General features: G+C 40.6%; 19 protein-coding genes. 9 read left to right on the forward strand and 10 right to left on the reverse strand.

Annotation, left to right across the window (positions count from 1 at the left end):
- Positions 1–99 precede the first annotated feature (99 nt).
- Entirely contained in the window at positions 100–1,365 is a 1,266-nt protein-coding gene (locus tag RE471_RS06775) for a hypothetical protein (RefSeq protein ID WP_309214059.1), read from the forward strand.
- Here the strand turns inward: RE471_RS06775 and RE471_RS06780 are convergent.
- The 3 genes from RE471_RS06780 to RE471_RS06790 all read right to left on the reverse strand — a co-directional run bounded on the left by RE471_RS06780 (position 1,362) and on the right by RE471_RS06790 (position 3,873).
- The gene (locus tag RE471_RS06780) at positions 1,362–1,820 is read right to left on the reverse strand and encodes an HAD family hydrolase (protein WP_309214060.1); all 459 of its coding nucleotides are present in this window, start codon (positions 1,818–1,820) and stop codon (positions 1,362–1,364) included. The two genes, RE471_RS06775 and RE471_RS06780, sit on opposite strands and share 4 nt — an antisense overlap.
- An 89-nt stretch (positions 1,821–1,909) precedes the next feature.
- Positions 1,910–2,980, reverse strand: a complete 1,071-nt coding sequence (locus RE471_RS06785) for a hypothetical protein (protein ID WP_309214061.1) — start codon at positions 2,978–2,980, stop codon at positions 1,910–1,912.
- Between the two features lie 104 nt (positions 2,981–3,084).
- A complete protein-coding gene (locus RE471_RS06790) occupies positions 3,085–3,873 on the reverse strand; it encodes a hypothetical protein (protein ID WP_309214062.1) in 789 nt (262 codons plus the stop codon).
- A 421-nt stretch (positions 3,874–4,294) separates the two neighbouring features.
- Between RE471_RS06790 and RE471_RS06795 the strand changes: the two genes are divergently transcribed.
- The 4 genes from RE471_RS06795 to RE471_RS06810 all read left to right on the forward strand — a co-directional run bounded on the left by RE471_RS06795 (position 4,295) and on the right by RE471_RS06810 (position 6,563).
- Positions 4,295–4,654, forward strand: a complete 360-nt coding sequence (locus RE471_RS06795) for a hypothetical protein (RefSeq protein ID WP_309214063.1) — start codon at positions 4,295–4,297, stop codon at positions 4,652–4,654.
- A 91-nt stretch (positions 4,655–4,745) separates the two neighbouring features.
- On the forward strand, positions 4,746–5,186 hold the full coding sequence (gene moaC, locus RE471_RS06800; protein ID WP_309214064.1) for a cyclic pyranopterin monophosphate synthase MoaC: 441 nt from the start codon (positions 4,746–4,748) through the stop codon (positions 5,184–5,186).
- The gene (locus RE471_RS06805) at positions 5,167–5,640 is read left to right on the forward strand and encodes a MogA/MoaB family molybdenum cofactor biosynthesis protein (protein WP_309214066.1); all 474 of its coding nucleotides are present in this window, start codon (positions 5,167–5,169) and stop codon (positions 5,638–5,640) included. Before moaC ends, RE471_RS06805 begins: the two co-directional genes overlap by 20 nt.
- Before the next feature lie 29 nt (positions 5,641–5,669).
- Complete coding sequence (locus RE471_RS06810) at positions 5,670–6,563, forward strand: dipeptidase (RefSeq protein ID WP_309214067.1); 894 nt, start codon at positions 5,670–5,672, stop codon at positions 6,561–6,563.
- A gap of 1 nt (position 6,564) precedes the next feature.
- On the opposite strand, the gene RE471_RS06815 is transcribed toward RE471_RS06810, so the two are convergent.
- Entirely contained in the window at positions 6,565–7,437 is an 873-nt protein-coding gene (locus tag RE471_RS06815) for a 3-hydroxyacyl-CoA dehydrogenase NAD-binding domain-containing protein (protein ID WP_309214068.1), read from the reverse strand.
- A 123-nt stretch (positions 7,438–7,560) separates the two neighbouring features.
- On the opposite strand from RE471_RS06815, the gene RE471_RS06820 reads away from it, so the two are divergent.
- On the forward strand, positions 7,561–8,784 hold the full coding sequence (locus tag RE471_RS06820; protein WP_309214069.1) for an MFS transporter: 1,224 nt from the start codon (positions 7,561–7,563) through the stop codon (positions 8,782–8,784).
- A 5-nt stretch (positions 8,785–8,789) separates the two neighbouring features.
- Here RE471_RS06820 and RE471_RS06825 read toward each other — a convergent pair whose 3' ends face one another.
- Both RE471_RS06825 and RE471_RS06830 read right to left on the reverse strand, forming a co-directional pair.
- Positions 8,790–9,212: a CBS domain-containing protein gene (locus RE471_RS06825; RefSeq protein WP_309214070.1), complete on the reverse strand. Its 423-nt coding sequence runs from the start codon at positions 9,210–9,212 to the stop codon at positions 8,790–8,792.
- A gap of 146 nt (positions 9,213–9,358) precedes the next feature.
- Positions 9,359–9,502, reverse strand: coding sequence for a glycine zipper domain-containing protein (locus RE471_RS06830; protein WP_309214071.1), 144 nt, complete (start codon positions 9,500–9,502; stop codon positions 9,359–9,361).
- 207 nt (positions 9,503–9,709) lie between these two features.
- Between RE471_RS06830 and RE471_RS06835 the strand changes: the two genes are divergently transcribed.
- Complete coding sequence (locus tag RE471_RS06835) at positions 9,710–10,900, forward strand: M20 family metallo-hydrolase (RefSeq protein WP_309214072.1); 1,191 nt, start codon at positions 9,710–9,712, stop codon at positions 10,898–10,900.
- Positions 10,901–10,905: 5 nt separating this feature from the next.
- Here the strand turns inward: RE471_RS06835 and RE471_RS06840 are convergent, their stop codons facing one another.
- Complete coding sequence (locus RE471_RS06840) at positions 10,906–12,432, reverse strand: thiamine pyrophosphate-binding protein (protein WP_309214073.1); 1,527 nt, start codon at positions 12,430–12,432, stop codon at positions 10,906–10,908.
- 258 nt (positions 12,433–12,690) lie between these two features.
- On the opposite strand from RE471_RS06840, the gene RE471_RS06845 reads away from it, so the two are divergent.
- Positions 12,691–13,857 (forward strand): glycosyltransferase family 4 protein, encoded by a 1,167-nt coding sequence (locus RE471_RS06845; protein ID WP_309214074.1) that lies wholly within the window; start codon positions 12,691–12,693, stop codon positions 13,855–13,857.
- Here the strand turns inward: RE471_RS06845 and RE471_RS06850 are convergent.
- Positions 13,854–14,816 carry an aldo/keto reductase gene (locus RE471_RS06850; RefSeq protein WP_309214075.1) on the reverse strand — a complete coding sequence of 321 codons (963 nt, stop codon included), beginning with the start codon at positions 14,814–14,816 and terminating at the stop codon, positions 13,854–13,856. The genes RE471_RS06845 and RE471_RS06850 overlap by 4 nt on opposite strands.
- Before the next feature lie 117 nt (positions 14,817–14,933).
- The gene (locus RE471_RS06855; RefSeq protein WP_309214076.1) at positions 14,934–16,064 is read right to left on the reverse strand and encodes an amidohydrolase; all 1,131 of its coding nucleotides are present in this window, start codon (positions 16,062–16,064) and stop codon (positions 14,934–14,936) included.
- A gap of 123 nt (positions 16,065–16,187) precedes the next feature.
- On the opposite strand from RE471_RS06855, the gene RE471_RS06860 reads away from it, so the two are divergent.
- The gene (locus RE471_RS06860) at positions 16,188–16,376 is read left to right on the forward strand and encodes a hypothetical protein (RefSeq protein ID WP_309214077.1); all 189 of its coding nucleotides are present in this window, start codon (positions 16,188–16,190) and stop codon (positions 16,374–16,376) included.
- A gap of 5 nt (positions 16,377–16,381) precedes the next feature.
- On the opposite strand, the gene RE471_RS06865 is transcribed toward RE471_RS06860, so the two are convergent.
- Positions 16,382–17,581 carry a CaiB/BaiF CoA-transferase family protein gene (locus tag RE471_RS06865; RefSeq protein ID WP_309214078.1) on the reverse strand — a complete coding sequence of 400 codons (1,200 nt, stop codon included), beginning with the start codon at positions 17,579–17,581 and terminating at the stop codon, positions 16,382–16,384.
- Positions 17,582–17,609: the final 28 nt, after the last annotated feature.

Consider the following 17,609-nt stretch of genomic DNA (forward strand, 5'->3'; position numbering starts at 1 on the left):
CTCCAGTTACCATAACTGTATCTGATATATCTAATCTTGTATGACTGCTGAATGACAAAATTTAAGTATATATAAGGATTATATCCATAGTGCATTTAAATGGCATGGTATGAAGTCATCAACGGTTCTGCAGGCTCTGCGTATAATAAGAAGCTGTACAGCATCATAGGACAGAAATTCGGGCTTTTTTACTTCAATAGGGATAACAGGATACACGTATTTCTAAATACAAATACAAGATTTTCATTTGTTAAACAGTCAGTGGAGCTTGACCCCATAGACGAGATGCCCAAGATGAATCACTATTTTGTCTCAGGGGCAAGGAAGGAAAAGGATTATTACGATACTGGCGTTGAATTTTCAGATATTAAGGGCATTATAGAGAAACTGGCGGACGGGCAGGGGGTCATGTTCTGGTTCATGTACTATGATAAGAAGCCGCCAAAGGACCAGTATGTTCTACAGGAGGACAAATACCTTGTAAGGATAATATTCATGCAGAGGGTTGACAAATTCAGCAAGCAGAAGCCAGATGAGGATCTTACCAACGTTATCATGGGAATGATCCAGAATTCCATTAAGACAGAGATTACATGGAAGGAGTTAAAGGGCACCAGAAATAAAATCTATTCAGGTGACCTCATGCCGCCACTGCTGATAAGCAGAAAGAAGGTTCTGTACACGTATAAAGCCAGAATAGAGAACTTCCTTGAACTGGATTACAGCACAAAGGAGATGAAGCTCCCGCCAGGGCGGCAGGAAGAATCAGGATATCTGGAATTCAAGAGGGATGAATCGGACAATGCCATAATCCTTGATGAAAAATCGGAGATAATCAATTCCATGGCAACAGGGGAGAAGGCATCTATTATTTCCGGGGAAGGAAAAATAGGGGTAGCAGCCAGAGCAATTGCAGAGGCAGAAAAGAACGGCAGGGAAATAGCCATACTGAACACTGCGAAATTTGACCCCTTCAAGAATATTATCAATAGCAACACAAGCTTCAGCATAAAGCGCTTCGATATAAGCCCTGAATACTATGAAAGAAGGGTTGTATCCTCGGTTCAGGATAGCCAGTCACTGGCATCCAAGCTCTGGGCTGGTTTCGTAACAGGAACAGAATCACTGAGAAATCCACTGATAATAGTCAATACAGCCAATGATATAATTCCGGTAAGCAACAGCGGGATACCATTGTATGAGAATGAATTCTGGAGCAGCTTTTTCAAGTTTTTTGGCACCGGAAGCAACGGCACGGGGATAATATTCCTCAAGGATGGGGAACAGGAAGCCATGAAATTATATGTGGATTATGCAATCAGGGCATCACGGGATGACAGTTCCTTCGACATAATTAAAAATTAATTGTACCCGTGCACCTTTATAAATTTAATTCCCAGCCTTGACGCCATTTTTCCATCGGTGCTTTCACTGTCCCCTATTACTATGGATGATTTAATATCTATCCCATACTTTTCGGCGGCCATCTCAATAAGCCCTGTTTCCGGTTTCCTGCAGCTGCAGTGCTCATCCGGCCTGTGGGGGCAGTAGAAAAACTCCTCTATCTTTATGCCATGCTTTATGAATATTTCAGCAAGCCTTGTGTTGAATGCTTCCATATCCTCTATGCTATAATATCCCCTGTTGATCCCTGACTGGTTGGTTATCACAATGATTACATAGCCTTGATCATAGTAATCCTTCAGGACAGGTATTATGTCATCGTATATCTTCAGGTCTGAAATTTTATGCGTATAGCCATTATCATAATTCAATGTGCCGTCACGATCCACAAAAACTGCCTTCCTGAGTTTATCCACTTATAAGCATCATATCATGAATCTAAAATTTATCCATTTGAAGTTTATAAATGGAATGCTTTCACCAGTGAAATGTATCTTGAATTTGTTCAGATCATATTTATAAAAAGGTACAGAACAATCACTGTCAAAATTTCAAACCACAGGCCATCAGACATGCCGGCGCCACCAATAACACCCACGAAATTTGTTGCTTTACTGTGCTGCCTGTACAGTTTGGTTGCACGCCTGCCATGGATCTGATCGGACATAAGGCTCCCTACAAAAAGTGGAAGCAGGATAAACAGAACAGTGCCAGAATTCAGTGGAAGATTCAAAACAATGCTAGAAACCAGCCATGCCACGAAGATTATGGCAAGTCCTATGAGATTATCAGTTTGCGATGATACAACCGACCCTGTATATTCTCCACCGGAACCGATTTCTTCCTTGTCAAGGAGATAGAATGTTATAAATGATACAGTAAGCAGGATAAGGATAAGCTCCAGGAAACCTCTAATGGGGACAAACTGGCTAAAGCTGATGGCAGGCAGAACAGAAATAAAAAACATGAATGGCACTGATGCATTGATCCCGGCGCTATCTGTTATAACAATATAGAATAGGGATGATATGTATGCGGCTAGAATAAAAATAACAAGAAAACCCGGTTTCAAAAAGTAGATATTCCCACGGTTTTCATAAAAAAGTGAGATAATTATGAGTACTGCATAATAAATAGATGCTTCCACTGACATGTACTGGCGTTTCAAACCAGAATAGGATTCAGATATTCTTTCTGCCGGCTTATGAAAATGCACCTTCCATGATATGGACCTGAAAACCATGAATATCCCTCCGAGAAGAAGTGAAAGGAAAATAGGAATGCCAAGCAGGTCGAGAAAAATATGCCCGGCAGTTAAGGGCGAAGAATGTACAAGAAATCTAACAAGATAGATGGCAAATGTACTCCAGAACCATATGAGAATGTATCCTATGGGATCCAGGTAATCCATAAAAACAACAGATATGGCAGAAATGACAACATCTGCTACAGCCAGATACAGTACGCCGTATAAGGTTAGAAGAAAATTTTCATAACTGGCGAACAGTAACAGAAGAAACAGGATAACCGAAACCGAGAAGAGTTTGATGCCATAATCGTTGGTTTCTAAACTCACAGGTCGCCAGTGGAAAATTATTATTAAATATTTCTATATGATTATATATATGCAAAGCTAGAAAATATGAATAAATTTTTGCATATAATTAATAGAAATAAAAATTAGAGCTCGGCACATACAAAGCCTGTGTTGGGATTTACACTTTTAAGGGCTCTTTTCTGCATGGTTACCTTGAATCCTGCAGCCTCCAGCCTCTTTTTGATTTCATCAGGCGATCCCTCGTAAAGAATCTGTATGCGCTTAAACATCTTTAAACTGTCATCGTCCTCTGACAGAAGTTTTTTAATGGATGCTGAACCGTCAACCTTGAGAACGGCTGAATCCAGCTTGTACTTTTCCATAAGGTCTTTAAGTGAAACGTCGTTTTTCCCGTTGCAGTATGTGGACCTTGTAACAATAACACGTTTTTCAAGGTCATTGGCCTTCACGTTTTTTGACAGGGCATCGTAAAATGATTCTTCCGGCACTGCTATAACTATTTTTGATTCATTCAGTGTAAAATATATTGGGGAATCGCCAACCTTGCTTCCTATGTCTATGACATTTTCATCTGCCACATTTAGAAAGGCGTATTCATTTGCCCCGAATGTACCAAGAAAGTTATGGTTCTGATCCATATTGCACATGAATAGCTGCCCTGATTTGTACTTAAAATTCATGCATCCTGGAACAAGGGAGTTCTCGAATGTAAAAAAGTCAAGATTGCTATTGCAGAGCCCATTCTCCACGCATAGAGAATACAGGTAAGTTTTCTGCATGTTCCAGAAGGAATCCTTGCCATTCTGGGCTATTATCTTAATATGCTCCTTCTTTGTAGCTAAATCAAGCATAACATGCCTGTAATTTTTATATGCCATTTTATATCTTCTGATTGACTCTGTCAGACTCATTGATGGGAATAGAATATCTATTTATAAATTTATATTTATTTTTAATGTGACAACCATAGCTTAATTTATCTTATATCAAAAAGATATGGTACAGGAACCTGTGCCACATTAAGACGTTATTTCCCCGGGGAGCTTTATAAAACACTATAATACCATTATTAGTGGCTATTATAAATTAAAGCACATATTATGGAGTGAGTGATACATCAACATCGCAATAGGTTCATTTGGATTAAAATAATATACTATGCAATATTCCAGTGGAATCCCTGAGAAATGATATATATACTCAAAGATTAAATATTATGATTAAACCAATATCATTCTAATTAAGGGAAATAACCTTATAATATGGTTATATTATCGAAATGTTTTTATAGAAGTTTATAATAACCTATATGCCTTCAAAGAGGTGATTAAAATGGCAGAGGTTAAGGAGATAAAAGAAACAGAAAAGAATGAAAAGGGACTGCTTATGGAAAGCAAATTTTCCTACCCGGGTGAGGTCATAACCAGGGAGTCCATGAACAGAATGGACGAGGTCTCAGAGGAAATCTTCGATGTTTTCAGGAAATACGATCTCTCGATCTGGGATGCCAAAACCATAATGCCGTTCCTGATTGCCAAGATAGCCGGTGAGGCTAACGACAATGAAATGGACATTGTGGAGTACATAGACCTCTATCTGAAGCCCAACACAGTGGAGCTGTCCAGGGACCTGAGGAATTTCAGGAAGTTCTCTGATGGCATTCACCACAGGGTAGAAAGCGTAAGGCGCTGATCCGCTAGATTAGTTTTATAGTTTTTCAATTTATTTTATTTATACTGCATACTTCTAAAAACTTTTTAGTATGTAAATAACATAATATCTTATGATAGATATTACGGATAAAAATACTGTAAGCCGGGAAGCAATGGCAACCGGCACCATCACACTGGAAAAGGAGACAGTGAAGCTCATAAAGGAAAACAGGGTTAAAAAAGGTGATACGATTGAAACGGCAAAAATAGCCGGGACAATGGCCGTGAAGAACACTTCCTCCATGATACCATACTGCCATCCCGTCCCTGTAATGTCCATAGATTTCAATTTCGATATAAAGGAATCAAAGATTGATGTTACATGCAGGGTTAAGGCTATATACAGGACAGGTGTTGAAATGGAGGCAATTAATGGAGTCCAGACTGCCCTGCTGACCATATGGGATATGGTGAAATACCTGGAGAAGGATGAAACAGGCAATTATCCCCATACATCCATAGGAAATATCTCTGTGCTGTACAAGAAGAAGGGTGATTCCTATACATCATGAGGATAAAAAATACAGCTTAAGATACAGAATAGTCACGGTATCAACCAGCAGGACCATGGAAAACGACAGGTCAGGCACCATAATGGAGGAACTCCTTGAAAATAAGGCGTCTCGCGGATTGGTAAAGGATGATGAGGTCATGATCCTCTCTGACCTTTTCATAAACTATGGCAGTACAGATGTGTTCATTTACATAGGTGGAACCGGCATATCAAGGCTTGACCAGACATCCATGGCTATCCGGAAGATTGCAGATCGTGAGGTTCGTGGGTTTGGAGAGCTTTTCAGGGAAAAATCTGGGGGAGTCTTCCCATACATATCGGATGCCTCATTGTTCATTTACAAGAAAAAAATTATATTCACTGTACCGGGTTCTGAGGATGCCCAGAAAATAGCATTTGAAATAATAAATGGCATGGTAAACCATCTCTACCATGAAATAAACAAGGAATAAATTTATTAGTATATGTTAATTAGAGCTATATGAAGTTTATAGACCTGCACGAAGATATAGCCTATTCCTCAATGTACAAGGATGTGATACATGGCAATGAACAGTCATCGGTGGATATGCTGAAAAAATTCCCAGACAGCATAATTTTTTCAGTAGTTTTTCCTCATGTTAATATGAGGTCTGGTGAGGAGTTCGGAAAATCCATCCCAAATGTAACCCTGGCATACCAGCAATTTAACTACTACAGAATGATTGCTGAAAAATTCGGCATAAATATAATGGATTCGGCAAAAGCAGAAAATGGCCTTAACTTCCTTATTTCCATGGAGGGAACAGATATACTCAACACCCCGGAGGATGTCCTGCTGTTCAAAGATATGGGACTTAGAAATATGGGATTAACCTGGAATTATGACACAAAATTTGCATCATCATGCTACTCAAGAAAGGATTACGGATTGACTGGATACGGAGAGCAGCTTGTTGAAATATGCAACTCCAGCGGCATAATAATTGATTTAGCCCATGCAGGAAAGAAGACCATACTGGAAACCTGTGAGGTAACGGAGAAACCGGTACTGGATTCCCATACCAATTTCAGGGAACTTAAAAACCATCCAAGGAATATAGATGAGGAGTCCATAAAGGCAATTGTGGAAACCGATGGTGTCATGGGAATAACCGGCATCAGGGATTCATTGATCACCCCTGATTTTGATGGAATAATGAAGAGCATAAATTACCTGGGCGATAATTTCGGATGGAGGCATGTGAGCCTGGGCACAGATTTTCTGGGAATTCCTGTGCCGCCTGACAATTTCCAAGATATTACTGGAGTTGAAAAGCTCCATGACGAACTGGGCAGCCATGCAGATGATGTGCTCTATAACAATGCCTTCAGGGTTATTGAAAAAAATTTATAATTTATTTCAGGTCGTACCATCCTCCCCTGCTATTCATCTTTATTTTGCTGTTTCCCCTGTAGCCCGCATAAACCATCTCCTTAAGGATCGGTGGTGGGAGCATTCTCTCGTCTCCGGTTTCTGAATAGAGGTAATCGCCGATTTCCTTCATGGTATCAAGGCCTATTGTGTCCATGAGCTCAAATGGCCCCATGGGGAACCCGAATCCCAGCTTTGCCATCTTATCTATATCCTCCATGCTGGCTATTCCCTTCTCATACATTCTCAGTGATGCAACAAGCCATGAATGTACAAAATTGGTGGTGAAAAATCCCGGATAGTCCTTAACGACCACCGGTTCCTTTCCCATTGCCTTTGCCATATCGATAACAGTGTCCAATGCATCCTGTGAGGTAAAGGGGGTTTTCACAACCTCTATAAGCTTCATTACCGGTGCGGGATTGAACCAGTGCATCCCCAGCAGCCTGCCTTTATTCTTAATGTTCATGCCTATTTCAGATATCATTATGCCTGAGGTGTTTGAGGCTATAATTGCATTCTCAGGAATGTTTTTTTCAATGCTTTCCATGACCTTCAACTTCAGATCCATAATTTCGGGGACTGCCTCAATGACAAATTCCCTGTCCGATAACTTTCCGTAATCAGTTGAGGTTGTAAGGTTATTCATGTACTCCTTTTTCTGCTCCTCCGTTATTGTGCCCTTCTGCACAAGCCTTGCAAGCCCGAATTTGCCATCAGCTATGCTGTTTTTTGCATTTTCCAGTATGGCATCATTGATATCTATAAGCAGTGTATCAAATCCCTGCCTGATAAATACCTGCGATATGCCCTGGCCCATTATTCCTGATCCTATTACTGCTACCTTCTTTGCCATAAAAGACTATTCCATGAAATAATAAAAACTTTGATAAAGGAGGATAACTATCCTATTCCGGCATTATTTAGTTCATGTACTAAACAATTTAAAGGTTAAATAATATTTTGCAATATACTAAAGGTGAAAAACCAGGGAAATAAGCTTCTATTAATAAACATGATAATGCTTCTGTCCGTTACATTTACCATGAGGTCGTCAACAAATATGCTCATGACCGTTGTCCCTGTTTTTACAAAATATGTTATAAATGCAGACGTACTCTTCGTAGGTTTAACAGCAACACTGTACGGTATCGGTGGCATGGTATCAAATATATTTGTGAATGGAAGAATCAGCGTTGATAAAACTCCTAAGGTGGTTTTTGCCTTCCTTGCCGTTATGACACTTGGAATATTTTTCTATATATTTTCAAGCAACGTTTATGAAGTATTTGTATTATCTGCTGTTACCGGCCTCTCCATGGGTGTTGTCCAGCCATTATTAATGACAATCACAAATGCCATAGCACCTCCAGGAAGCAGGGACAGGTATATAGCAGCCTATACTGCATCACTATCACTGAGCCTTATTTTCGGTGTGCTGGTTGAGGGCCTTATAATTTCCTCAATAGATGTAAGGTATGCATTTGTCATTTTCTTCTTTATTGCAGCAGCATCATCTATAATCATGTTCTTCCTGTCCAGAAAAATACATATACCGGCAAAATCAACCAAGACCAGGTCATTCAGGGAAATTATTTCAAGGGCATCAACTTCGCTGCATCAGGGAAAGGTTTTATTTGCAATGTTCGGCAACATCTCCTATGCATTTCCCTTCATTCTCCTGATAACTTATGGAAGCATAATTGGAAGGGAATACGATGGCATTGCACCGAGTACATTCCTTTACCTACTTGCATTGTTTTACGGCGTTTCATTCCTTTCCAGGGTTATCCTATCGGTCAGGCAGGTAAGGAGCAAGGAATATCTTATGTATGCAGCATTTGCAGCAAGCATACTGGGATATATGCTTGTTGGCATCAATACAGGAATAGTAATGTTCATAGCTGCCCTTCTGATTCTGGGATTCCCGCATGGGTCCATATTCCCCCTGTCAACCTCATACATAGCTGAAAGTGTTGACATGGAGTATATGAATATTGTTTATTCTGTGTTTCTGCTGATCATGGATGTAATAGCCTTTGTAATACCATTCATATTCGGATTGATTTCAGATCTATATACAATAAAAATAGCAATATACGCAACACTGATTCCCATGGCATTTCTTATTATGCTTTCCGTGGGTGTCAACATAAGGGACAATAAAACAAAAAGAAAAAATCTGGTTATTTCAAAGGCTTAAAAAAATTATCTTATTCCGAACTTTGATGCTATTTCCACCATGTCAGATACATAATCGCTGAAGAATTTCAGTATGTCCCTGGATGTGATTATTCCGGATAGCTTACCCTCGTCTATTACAAGCAGACGCCTTATTCCTTTCTTTGCCATGAGGTTGGCAACCTTCTCCATGGGTGTATCAGAGGGTACTGATGTCAATGGTGTTGTCATGATCTCCCTTAAGGGTATTTTTTCCGGATTCTGGTTCTTGGATACGATTTTATTTATAAAATCCCATTCAGTAACTATTCCCTCGGGAATCTTGCCTGAACCTATTATAAGGAAACCCTGCTGTTTCTCTGCCATTATATTTGAACCTTCCAGCGCGTTCATGTCTCCTTCAACGATCTGGCAGTCCTTTCTCATTATATCTTCAGCATAAAGCACCATAATCAATAATTGTATGTTGCTATTTAAAATAGATGTTCAGGAAATAGATTGTTTTTTTGGCTTTCACAGCTGAAGTCTTATAGAAAAATTATAGTTGGATTTTATTATAGAAACGAATATGCCTGATAGGAAGGCAACCCAGTTACTTATCCTTCCATTATACCATCGAGTATATGACCGACAGCAAATCCTACTACTGCCCCGGCCACCATACCATATTTGTTTCCAACTGCTGTGCCGATCAGGGTCCCAGCCAGGGTGCCTATTATTTTATAAGTATTCTTTACCATAATATATAATTACTTACAGTCATATTAATTTTTCTAATTTAATATCTCTCCCCACTATTTTGCACATTTTGAATTGATAAATAAAAGATGCGGCATTACATTAACCGGAAAGTTCAGTATTCCTATTTTATTGATCAGGCCTATATCTACCGATGGAAAAGTTAAACATGGAATAAATCATCAATTATACATAAAAGGTGAATAATTATGTCAGGTGAAGGTTTTCTTGAAATGTTCCACAGATTGACATCTGTTGGATGGGACGAGAATAATGGTGTTAACAGGCTTGCTTTGAATGAATACGACATAAGGGCCAGGAGGAACCTTGAGGATGAAATGAAAAGGGTTGGCGCTGAGGTATCATATGACGATGCGGGATTAATATTCGGTTCACTGGGTTCAGGCGAGAATACGGCAATAGGGTCGCATATGGACTCAGTGCCCAATGGCGGAAGGTTTGATGGCTTCTACGGTGTGATGTCTGCAATGCAGATACTGAAGGATGGAATGGCCTCCGGAAAAAAGATAACAGCAATTGACTTTACCAACGAGGAGGGTGCAAGGTTCCAGCCTTCACTTCTTGGATCAGGAATGTCCACCGGTGTCTTTACAAGGGAGTTTACGTACTCCAGGACAGACAGCAATGGGGTAACATTCGGGGATGCACTGGAGAAATCCGGCTATATGGGTTCCATTGAGAATCGGGTAAAGAAGCAGGACATATCCAGATACCTTGAATTGCATATAGAGCAGGGGCCCGTGCTGGAGCTTGAGGGGTACCAGATAGGCATACCCAGGGGAATAGTAACCATGGCTGTGGACAGTGTGGTATTTACTGGAGAATCAAACCAGGCAGGGCCAACGCCCATGAATGTAAGGAAGGATGCACTGGTTGCAGCATCAAGGTTCAACACCGCTGTAAGGGACCTTGCCGCTAAATCAGGAAAGGAACTGGTAATGACAGTTGGAAAGCTGAATAACTATCCAAATGCATACAACGTTATACCGGGCAGGGTTGAACTGAACCTTGACACAAGGAGCCCCGAGAAATCTATTGCTGAGGAATACTCATCCATGGCGGGTGAAATAGCCAGGAAGATATCTGTAGAGGAGGGAGTATCCCTTAAATATGAAAGAAGCTGGATTACTGAAACAACAATATTTGACGAGGATATGAAAAAGGAAATAGAGAAATCATGCAGGGACCTGAACCTGAAGTACAAATATCTTTACAGCTGGCCGGGGCATGATGCACAGTATATGAACCGTGTTGTCCCGACTGCAATGATATTCATTCCCTCACATAATGGCAGAAGCCATACAAGGGAGGAGTACTCATCAGACCAGGACCTTTTGAATGGCTATAGTGTGCTGAAAAAAACTGTAGAAAAACTATGAAAATATCATTTTTTGAATAAATTGTAACCATATGGCTTATCCACCCTAATTATTAGGGCAGCAGGACCATCATGTGACCTGAGCCATTCTATATCCCTCATATTTTCATCATTTTTCCTTACATCAATGCCAAATGAATCCACCACCTTTTTCAGTTCAATTGAAAATGTAAGGTATTTACCCGTGTTCTCATAATTGACCTCCTGAAATTTCCTGAGTATGCCATATCCATGGTTGTCCAGTATTATCAATTTGACCGGCAAGTTGTAGTTCCTTATGGTCCAGAGGGTCTGTGATGTGTACATAAAAGCCCCGTCGCCAATAACACACAGAACTTTAGGATTTACGGTTGCCATGCCTGCTGCGGCAGGCAATGCCCATCCTATCTGCCCAGATTTTCCTATAAAGTAGGAATCCTGGTTGTATCCTACTATCTGCCTCAGGAAGGGCGATGCTGAAATCGATTCATCTGCAATGGTGTATCCAGGAAAATTTTCATGTATTTTTAACATAACCCTCTGGATCTGGGAGTTTTTGTTTACCTCTGGCCTAACAGGTATTTTTTCTCCTTTTCTCTCATGTAAATATTTTAATGATTCCCTGAGAAATGTGGCCGGATTCATGAAATAGGAATCCCCGATTTTACCTGAAATATCCAGACCAATTTTTATAATGCGCCTGCCGGATAGCAGGTCACTATGTGAATATGGGTACAAGTTAATATCACCGCCAACCATTATTATAAGATCGTAAGCTGAAAGGCTTTTATTGATCCTTTCTGCCACAGGTGGAAGGTCTCCAGCATAATATGGATCGGACGAATCGTAGGGGCCTCTACTGGCAAATGGCTCAGCAAATACCGGAATACCTAGTTTCCTGGAAAATTCCTTAGCATGCCATATTCCACCGTAAAGATCGGCTTCATACCCCAGTATCATGGCTGGATTCCCAGAATTGTTGATTTCATTGCAAATCTCCCTTACGGCCCTGTCATCCACAATATCACTGTTGACCTCCGGTCTGGTAAGGTTCCTGAACTCTGCATTCTCCTCAAGTGTGTCCATGGGGAATCCCAGAAATGAAAGGGAAAACGGCGGGGTAATGGAGCTTATGTATGCCCTTCTCACTGCCCTTTCTATGTCATTTGCCGACCTGATCTCAAAGCTATATTTTGTATACTTGGAAATCATGTCATTTATGTTTCCTGAGAGCAGTGGGTCATAAAATATATGCCTGTTATCCTGCTCCCCGGCTGTAATGATCATGGGTATTTTATGCACATAGGCTGAGTAGATAAAGGCCATGGAATTACCTATTCCCAGGATACTGTGCAAATTTACCATGGAAGGTTTTCTTGTAAGCTGTGCCCTGCCATCTGCCATGCCCACAGATATGGAATCATGCAGTGTTAAAATATAATTATCAGATTCTATGTCCTCCAGCATGGGAATCTCGGTGGTCCCAGGGTTTCCAAATACAGGGTACAGTTCCATGTTTTTTAACGTTTTATTGAATATTTCATAACCAATCATGTTAACACCTTGGAATTTTTATCACAGTTAGATTACTTTCATAATGAGTTTTGTTAATATAATACTTGGGAGTCTAACATTAATAGTTATATTATATAAGGAGAAAATAATAATTTTGATACAAATGATATCAAATTATATGGAAAAATAAATTGCCATGGCTACTACTGTATTTGGAAAACTTGAAAACATTACATAAAAATAAACAAATTAATGAAACAGTTAAAATATAATTCCTCAATTATGACCGGAGAATAATTGAAACTGGCAATCATAGGATCAATGAATCTGGAATTCGCTGGAGGGGGAGAGGAAAATGCAAAGGACATTGCGGATCTATTTACCCGCCAGGGATATGATGTCACCCTCTTCGGATCCGGAATTCCAAGAGGATATGAGGGAAAAATAAAAAAATATAATTTTAACTACGTCCCCAGCGCCTTTCCCTTTGATATTATGGCATCGGACACTATGCTGAAAGTTTCTAAAATACTATCTATAGGTTTGATAGGAATTTACACCTCAAGGAAGATATACGATGAGGTAAAGGATTTTGATGTGTACTATTTTATTTCACCAACAATAATGTTCCGGACAGTGGGCTACAGGCTGATCAGGGAAGGAAAAACCGTGATACTTGGAAACCATGGAACATTCTTTGAGGTTCTGGATACCTTTGGCGCCCTTTCCCGTGCATACTCCAGAATACTGACAAAGCTTATATTCCATAAATTCCTGAAAAATGGAGTAAAATTTTTTGTCCATACCCAGAATAAGTTCCAGTCCCAGTATTACAGGAAAATAAAATGCAGTCCTGAATATATCAGGGAGATACCCTATAACAATGTAAAATTTAGCAACTATGGCTGCTTCAACAATGATGAGTTTTCGGTGGTTTACCTGGGGAGGCTTGTGGAAAGCAAGGGAGTGGATATGCTGCTTGCACTGGAGAGGATGTCTAATATAAACCTCCACATAATAGGAAAGGGGCCTTACATGGATAAATTGATCCAGATGAAAAATGAAAATACTGTGATTCACGGGTATGTACCCTCAGAGGAGAAGGTCAGGCTTCTGGCTGGAAGTGATGTCATGATTGTGCCATCAGTAAACGAGTCACTCTCCATATCTGCTATAGAGGGGCTGGCGTCAGGGCTTTATCTTATAGTATCAGCAACATCCATGGGTCCAAGGTACATAGTGAGGCAGGACAATATATTCGGCATTGCTGTTTCAAGAACCCCCCGGGCATTCCTGAGGGAAATAGAGCGAATAAGGGCAATAAAGGAGAGGGATAAAACTGATTATTATAAGGAAAAGATGCTGAGGAGAGATATAGCTGCAAAAATGTTTGACGCCGGCATAGTGGACAGGCAGTTAATAGAACTGTTTAAGGATGCCATATCAACAACAAAAAATAATTAATATCCAGCGGTGCCCTTAACAATTTTATGCGGTATGTATTTTTCCTCTATTCTCATTATATCGCTGTTGGTCAGCCTTATTTTCAGTGATTCAATGTCGTCATCCAGATACTCCGGCTTTGTGGCGCCAATTACAGGGATAAATCCCTTATGAAGTATGTATGCCAGGGCAAGCTGGGATACTTTAACTCCCTTTTCCCGGGCAAGTTCCTCCATGGATTCCAGGACATTGAAATCAGCATCGCTGAAATACCTTGATTTCATTACAGGATATGTCCTGGTTCTGGTAGTTTCAATATTCTCACCACGCCTGTATTTCCCTGACAGGAAACCTGCTGCCAGAGGGGAAAATGGAGAATAGGCTATATGATGCCTGTTGCAGAAGGCTATGGTATCCCTCTCATCCTCCCTGTATACAGCATTGTAATGATTTTGAACTATAACAGGCCTTATATTTTCCTTCAGGGACAGTATTGTATAAAATTCTGCAAGCTGGTATCCTGCAAAGTTGCTCAGCCCAACATACCCAATCCTGCCGGAGGATACAAAATCTGACAGTGTTTTTGCTGTGTCTGTGAAATCAACAGAATCAAAAATTGTGTGCAGGAAATATATGTCAACATAATCAGTCCTGAGATTTTTAATGCTATTTTTCAGCTCGTTTGCCAGTACAGTTCTGCTGAAGCCCTGGGTGAAATCATTGATTTTTCCGCCACCCTTGGTGCTTATAACCAGTTCATTGCGGTATCCTGTTATGGCCTCCCCGATAATTTTCTCTGATTCCCCTGCGGAATATATATTGGCTGTGTCAATAAAATTAATGCCGTAATCAATTGCCTTCTTTATAATTTTGAGGGAATTCTCCCGGTCGGCCATCCATGCTGCACTTCCAAATGACATTCCACCGAGGCATAGCCTGGAAACCTTAAGATCAGTATAACCTAAATTCACATACTCCATACAACTACAAATAGGTTTTCATATATAAAGTTTAGATATATAGGTGAATTTCTTTTACAGTTAAGGCCGGTAGCCTATGAGCTTGAGGTTAAGCGCAATAAATAAGGGAACAAAATTTTATTCCTGGTGTACCAGGTTACCCTCACCGAATACCATTGTTGGGTAGGCACCCATTTCAAAGGGATCCTTATTCCAAACAGAGAAGGAAGCAAGCTTTCCATTTTCTACTGTGCCCAGATCATCAAGCCCCAGTATCTGTGCTGGCCTTGATGATACATATGAAATGCACTGTTCCTTAGTGGCACCGAACCTCATGAAATGGCGGGTTGTCAGGAAGAGGTTTCTCTGGAGTATAACTGGATGGTCGGAAATCAATGCAAACCTGACTCCTGATTTCTGGACATATTCCACATTCCTCCATGATTCGTGTTTCAGCTCCACCTTATATGGATGCGAATCCAGGGGACCGTATACCAGTGATAGGTCTCTTTTCCTGATTTCCTGGAAGATTTCCTTGCTATGAAAATCCATTCCGTGGTTTATTATTGGTTTTATTCCAAACTGGTCCACAAGTGACATAAGGAAAAGTGCATCATCCTCCTTATGCAGATGGCACATTATCCTGTATTCTCCCTTTATAAGTTTAGTCAGGAACTCTGTTTTTGGATCAATTTCATCTATAGTCTTCTTTCCTTTCTCCATAAGGTTTAGAGATTTCTGCGCCAGAATGAAGTTTTCCCTTATTATCGCGGCAACACCCATTCTTGTGGTTGGCCTTGTGCCCTTCCATTCTGTGGTGCTTCTGGGATTGTACCCCAGGGCCATTTTAACCCCGATATCCCTCACAAAAGCATCCTTTCTATTTTTAAAGAAATTCCTGATAAGGGACCCCATGCCACCAATAATGTTTCCACTCCCAGGGAGAACAACAGAATAGAGTACGTTATTTTCTACAGATTCTGTAAATGCATGATCATCCATATAAACTCCATCAATTGCCCTGCCAAGGGGTATCATGGAATCCAGCCTGTCATTAGCCTCACTCTCTGACCCCGGTTCACCTGCCCTGTCAAGGCCTATATGGCTATGTGGGTCTATAAATGCCGGTGTAACTATGCCCTCACCAATAATTTCGCAATCCGGTTTACTGCCGCTTATCTCGGCTATTCTATCTCCAGTAAAGCATACGTAAACGTTCTTCTGCACCCCAATTCCATCGTAAAGTATACTGGCCTTTATAGCTTTCATAAAGCCACAGTCATGTATTCAATTTAAATTTAACTTTAGGAATAGGGCCATGGAAAACATTTATCGAGGTAGAATGAGGCAAGTGCATAGAAATGTTATAATTAAAGGGAAGCATTAAGCCTTATGATTTGCGAGGATCTCGGGTATATGATACTTTACAGCAGATCGGGGCTTTCCAGGACACTGACCCATGAGGAAACCGTAGAACTCTGCCACAAAGCACAGGATGCGGGAATGGAGCTTCCCAAATATATAATGAAAGAGATGATGCATGATTTGAAACTTATAAAATTCAGATATGAAAACGAATAAATATTTTAACTATTATCAGTCATTCTTTTGAATATGATATTTTTTGCATACAGTTTCTGTACTTCTTCCATAGTATATCCTGCACCGGCAAGGATTTCCTCATTTTTATTTCCCAGCCAGGGTGGCGGCAACCTTATAGTCCCAGGAGTATCTGATAGCTTCAATGGTGTTCCAGGTATAGTTATATTTCCATTATCTGTATGCATATTAAGAATCATTTTCCTGAATTTTATCTGGTCATAGTTTACTGCATCGCTTACCCTATTGACCGGTGCGCATGGTATACCTGCCTCAGAAAGAGTTTTATAGATATCAGCAGTTGTCCTGTTCTCCAGAAGTTCATTGATTTTAGACTCCAGCATTGCCCTGTGCCCAACCCTATCTACGTTAGTCCTGAACTCTGGTACTGTAATAAGTGATGGGTCCAGAACATTGCAGAATTTTTCCCAGAGCTTTTCTGTGCCAACGGTAATAACAATATAACCATCTCTGGTGCTGAATGCCTGGTAAGGAGCTATGCTGGAATGGGCTGATCCCAGTTTCTCTGGGTTTTTCCCTGTGGATAGATATGCTGTAAGCTGGTGTGTCAGAACCAGAAAATTTGAATCAAGCATGGATAAATCAATATACTGCCCCCTTCCAGTATCCTTCCTGCTGTATAGCGCGGCCAGTACTGATATGGCTGCAAATAGTGCAGTGGTTATGTCCGCTATGGGCACACCGAATTTTACCGGAGGAGAACCGGGGTTTCCAGTTATGCCCAGAAGCCCACTTATGGCGAGTATAACCAGGTCGTATCCCGGAAGGTCTTTCATAGGCCCTGTCTGGCCAAAACCTGAAATGCTGCAGTAAATCAATTTACCGTTCAGCTTCATTGCCTCCTCACGTGAGAACCCAAGTTTTTCCATTACCCCTGGCCTGAAATTTTCAACCAGGACATCGGATGTTTTTATAAGCCTTCTCAGAATTTCCTTCCCATCAGGTTTTTTAAGGTCAATGGATATGCTCTTTTTATTCCTGTTCGTGCTCATGAAATATGAGGATATCCCTCCCATATACGGTGGAGCCCATGACCTTGTCTGGTCCCCTTCAGGGGGCTCGACCTTTATGATTTCAGCACCAAGGTCCCCCAGGATCATTGTTGCAAATGGCCCTGACATTGCCTGCGTCAAATCAAGTACTTTTATTCCATCCAGTGCACCCATGTTTAATGAACTTTTTAAGCTATTTACA

Origin of the sequence: Ferroplasma sp. (assembly GCF_031200575.1) — an archaeon.
GTDB lineage: Archaea > Thermoplasmatota > Thermoplasmata > Thermoplasmatales > Thermoplasmataceae > Ferroplasma.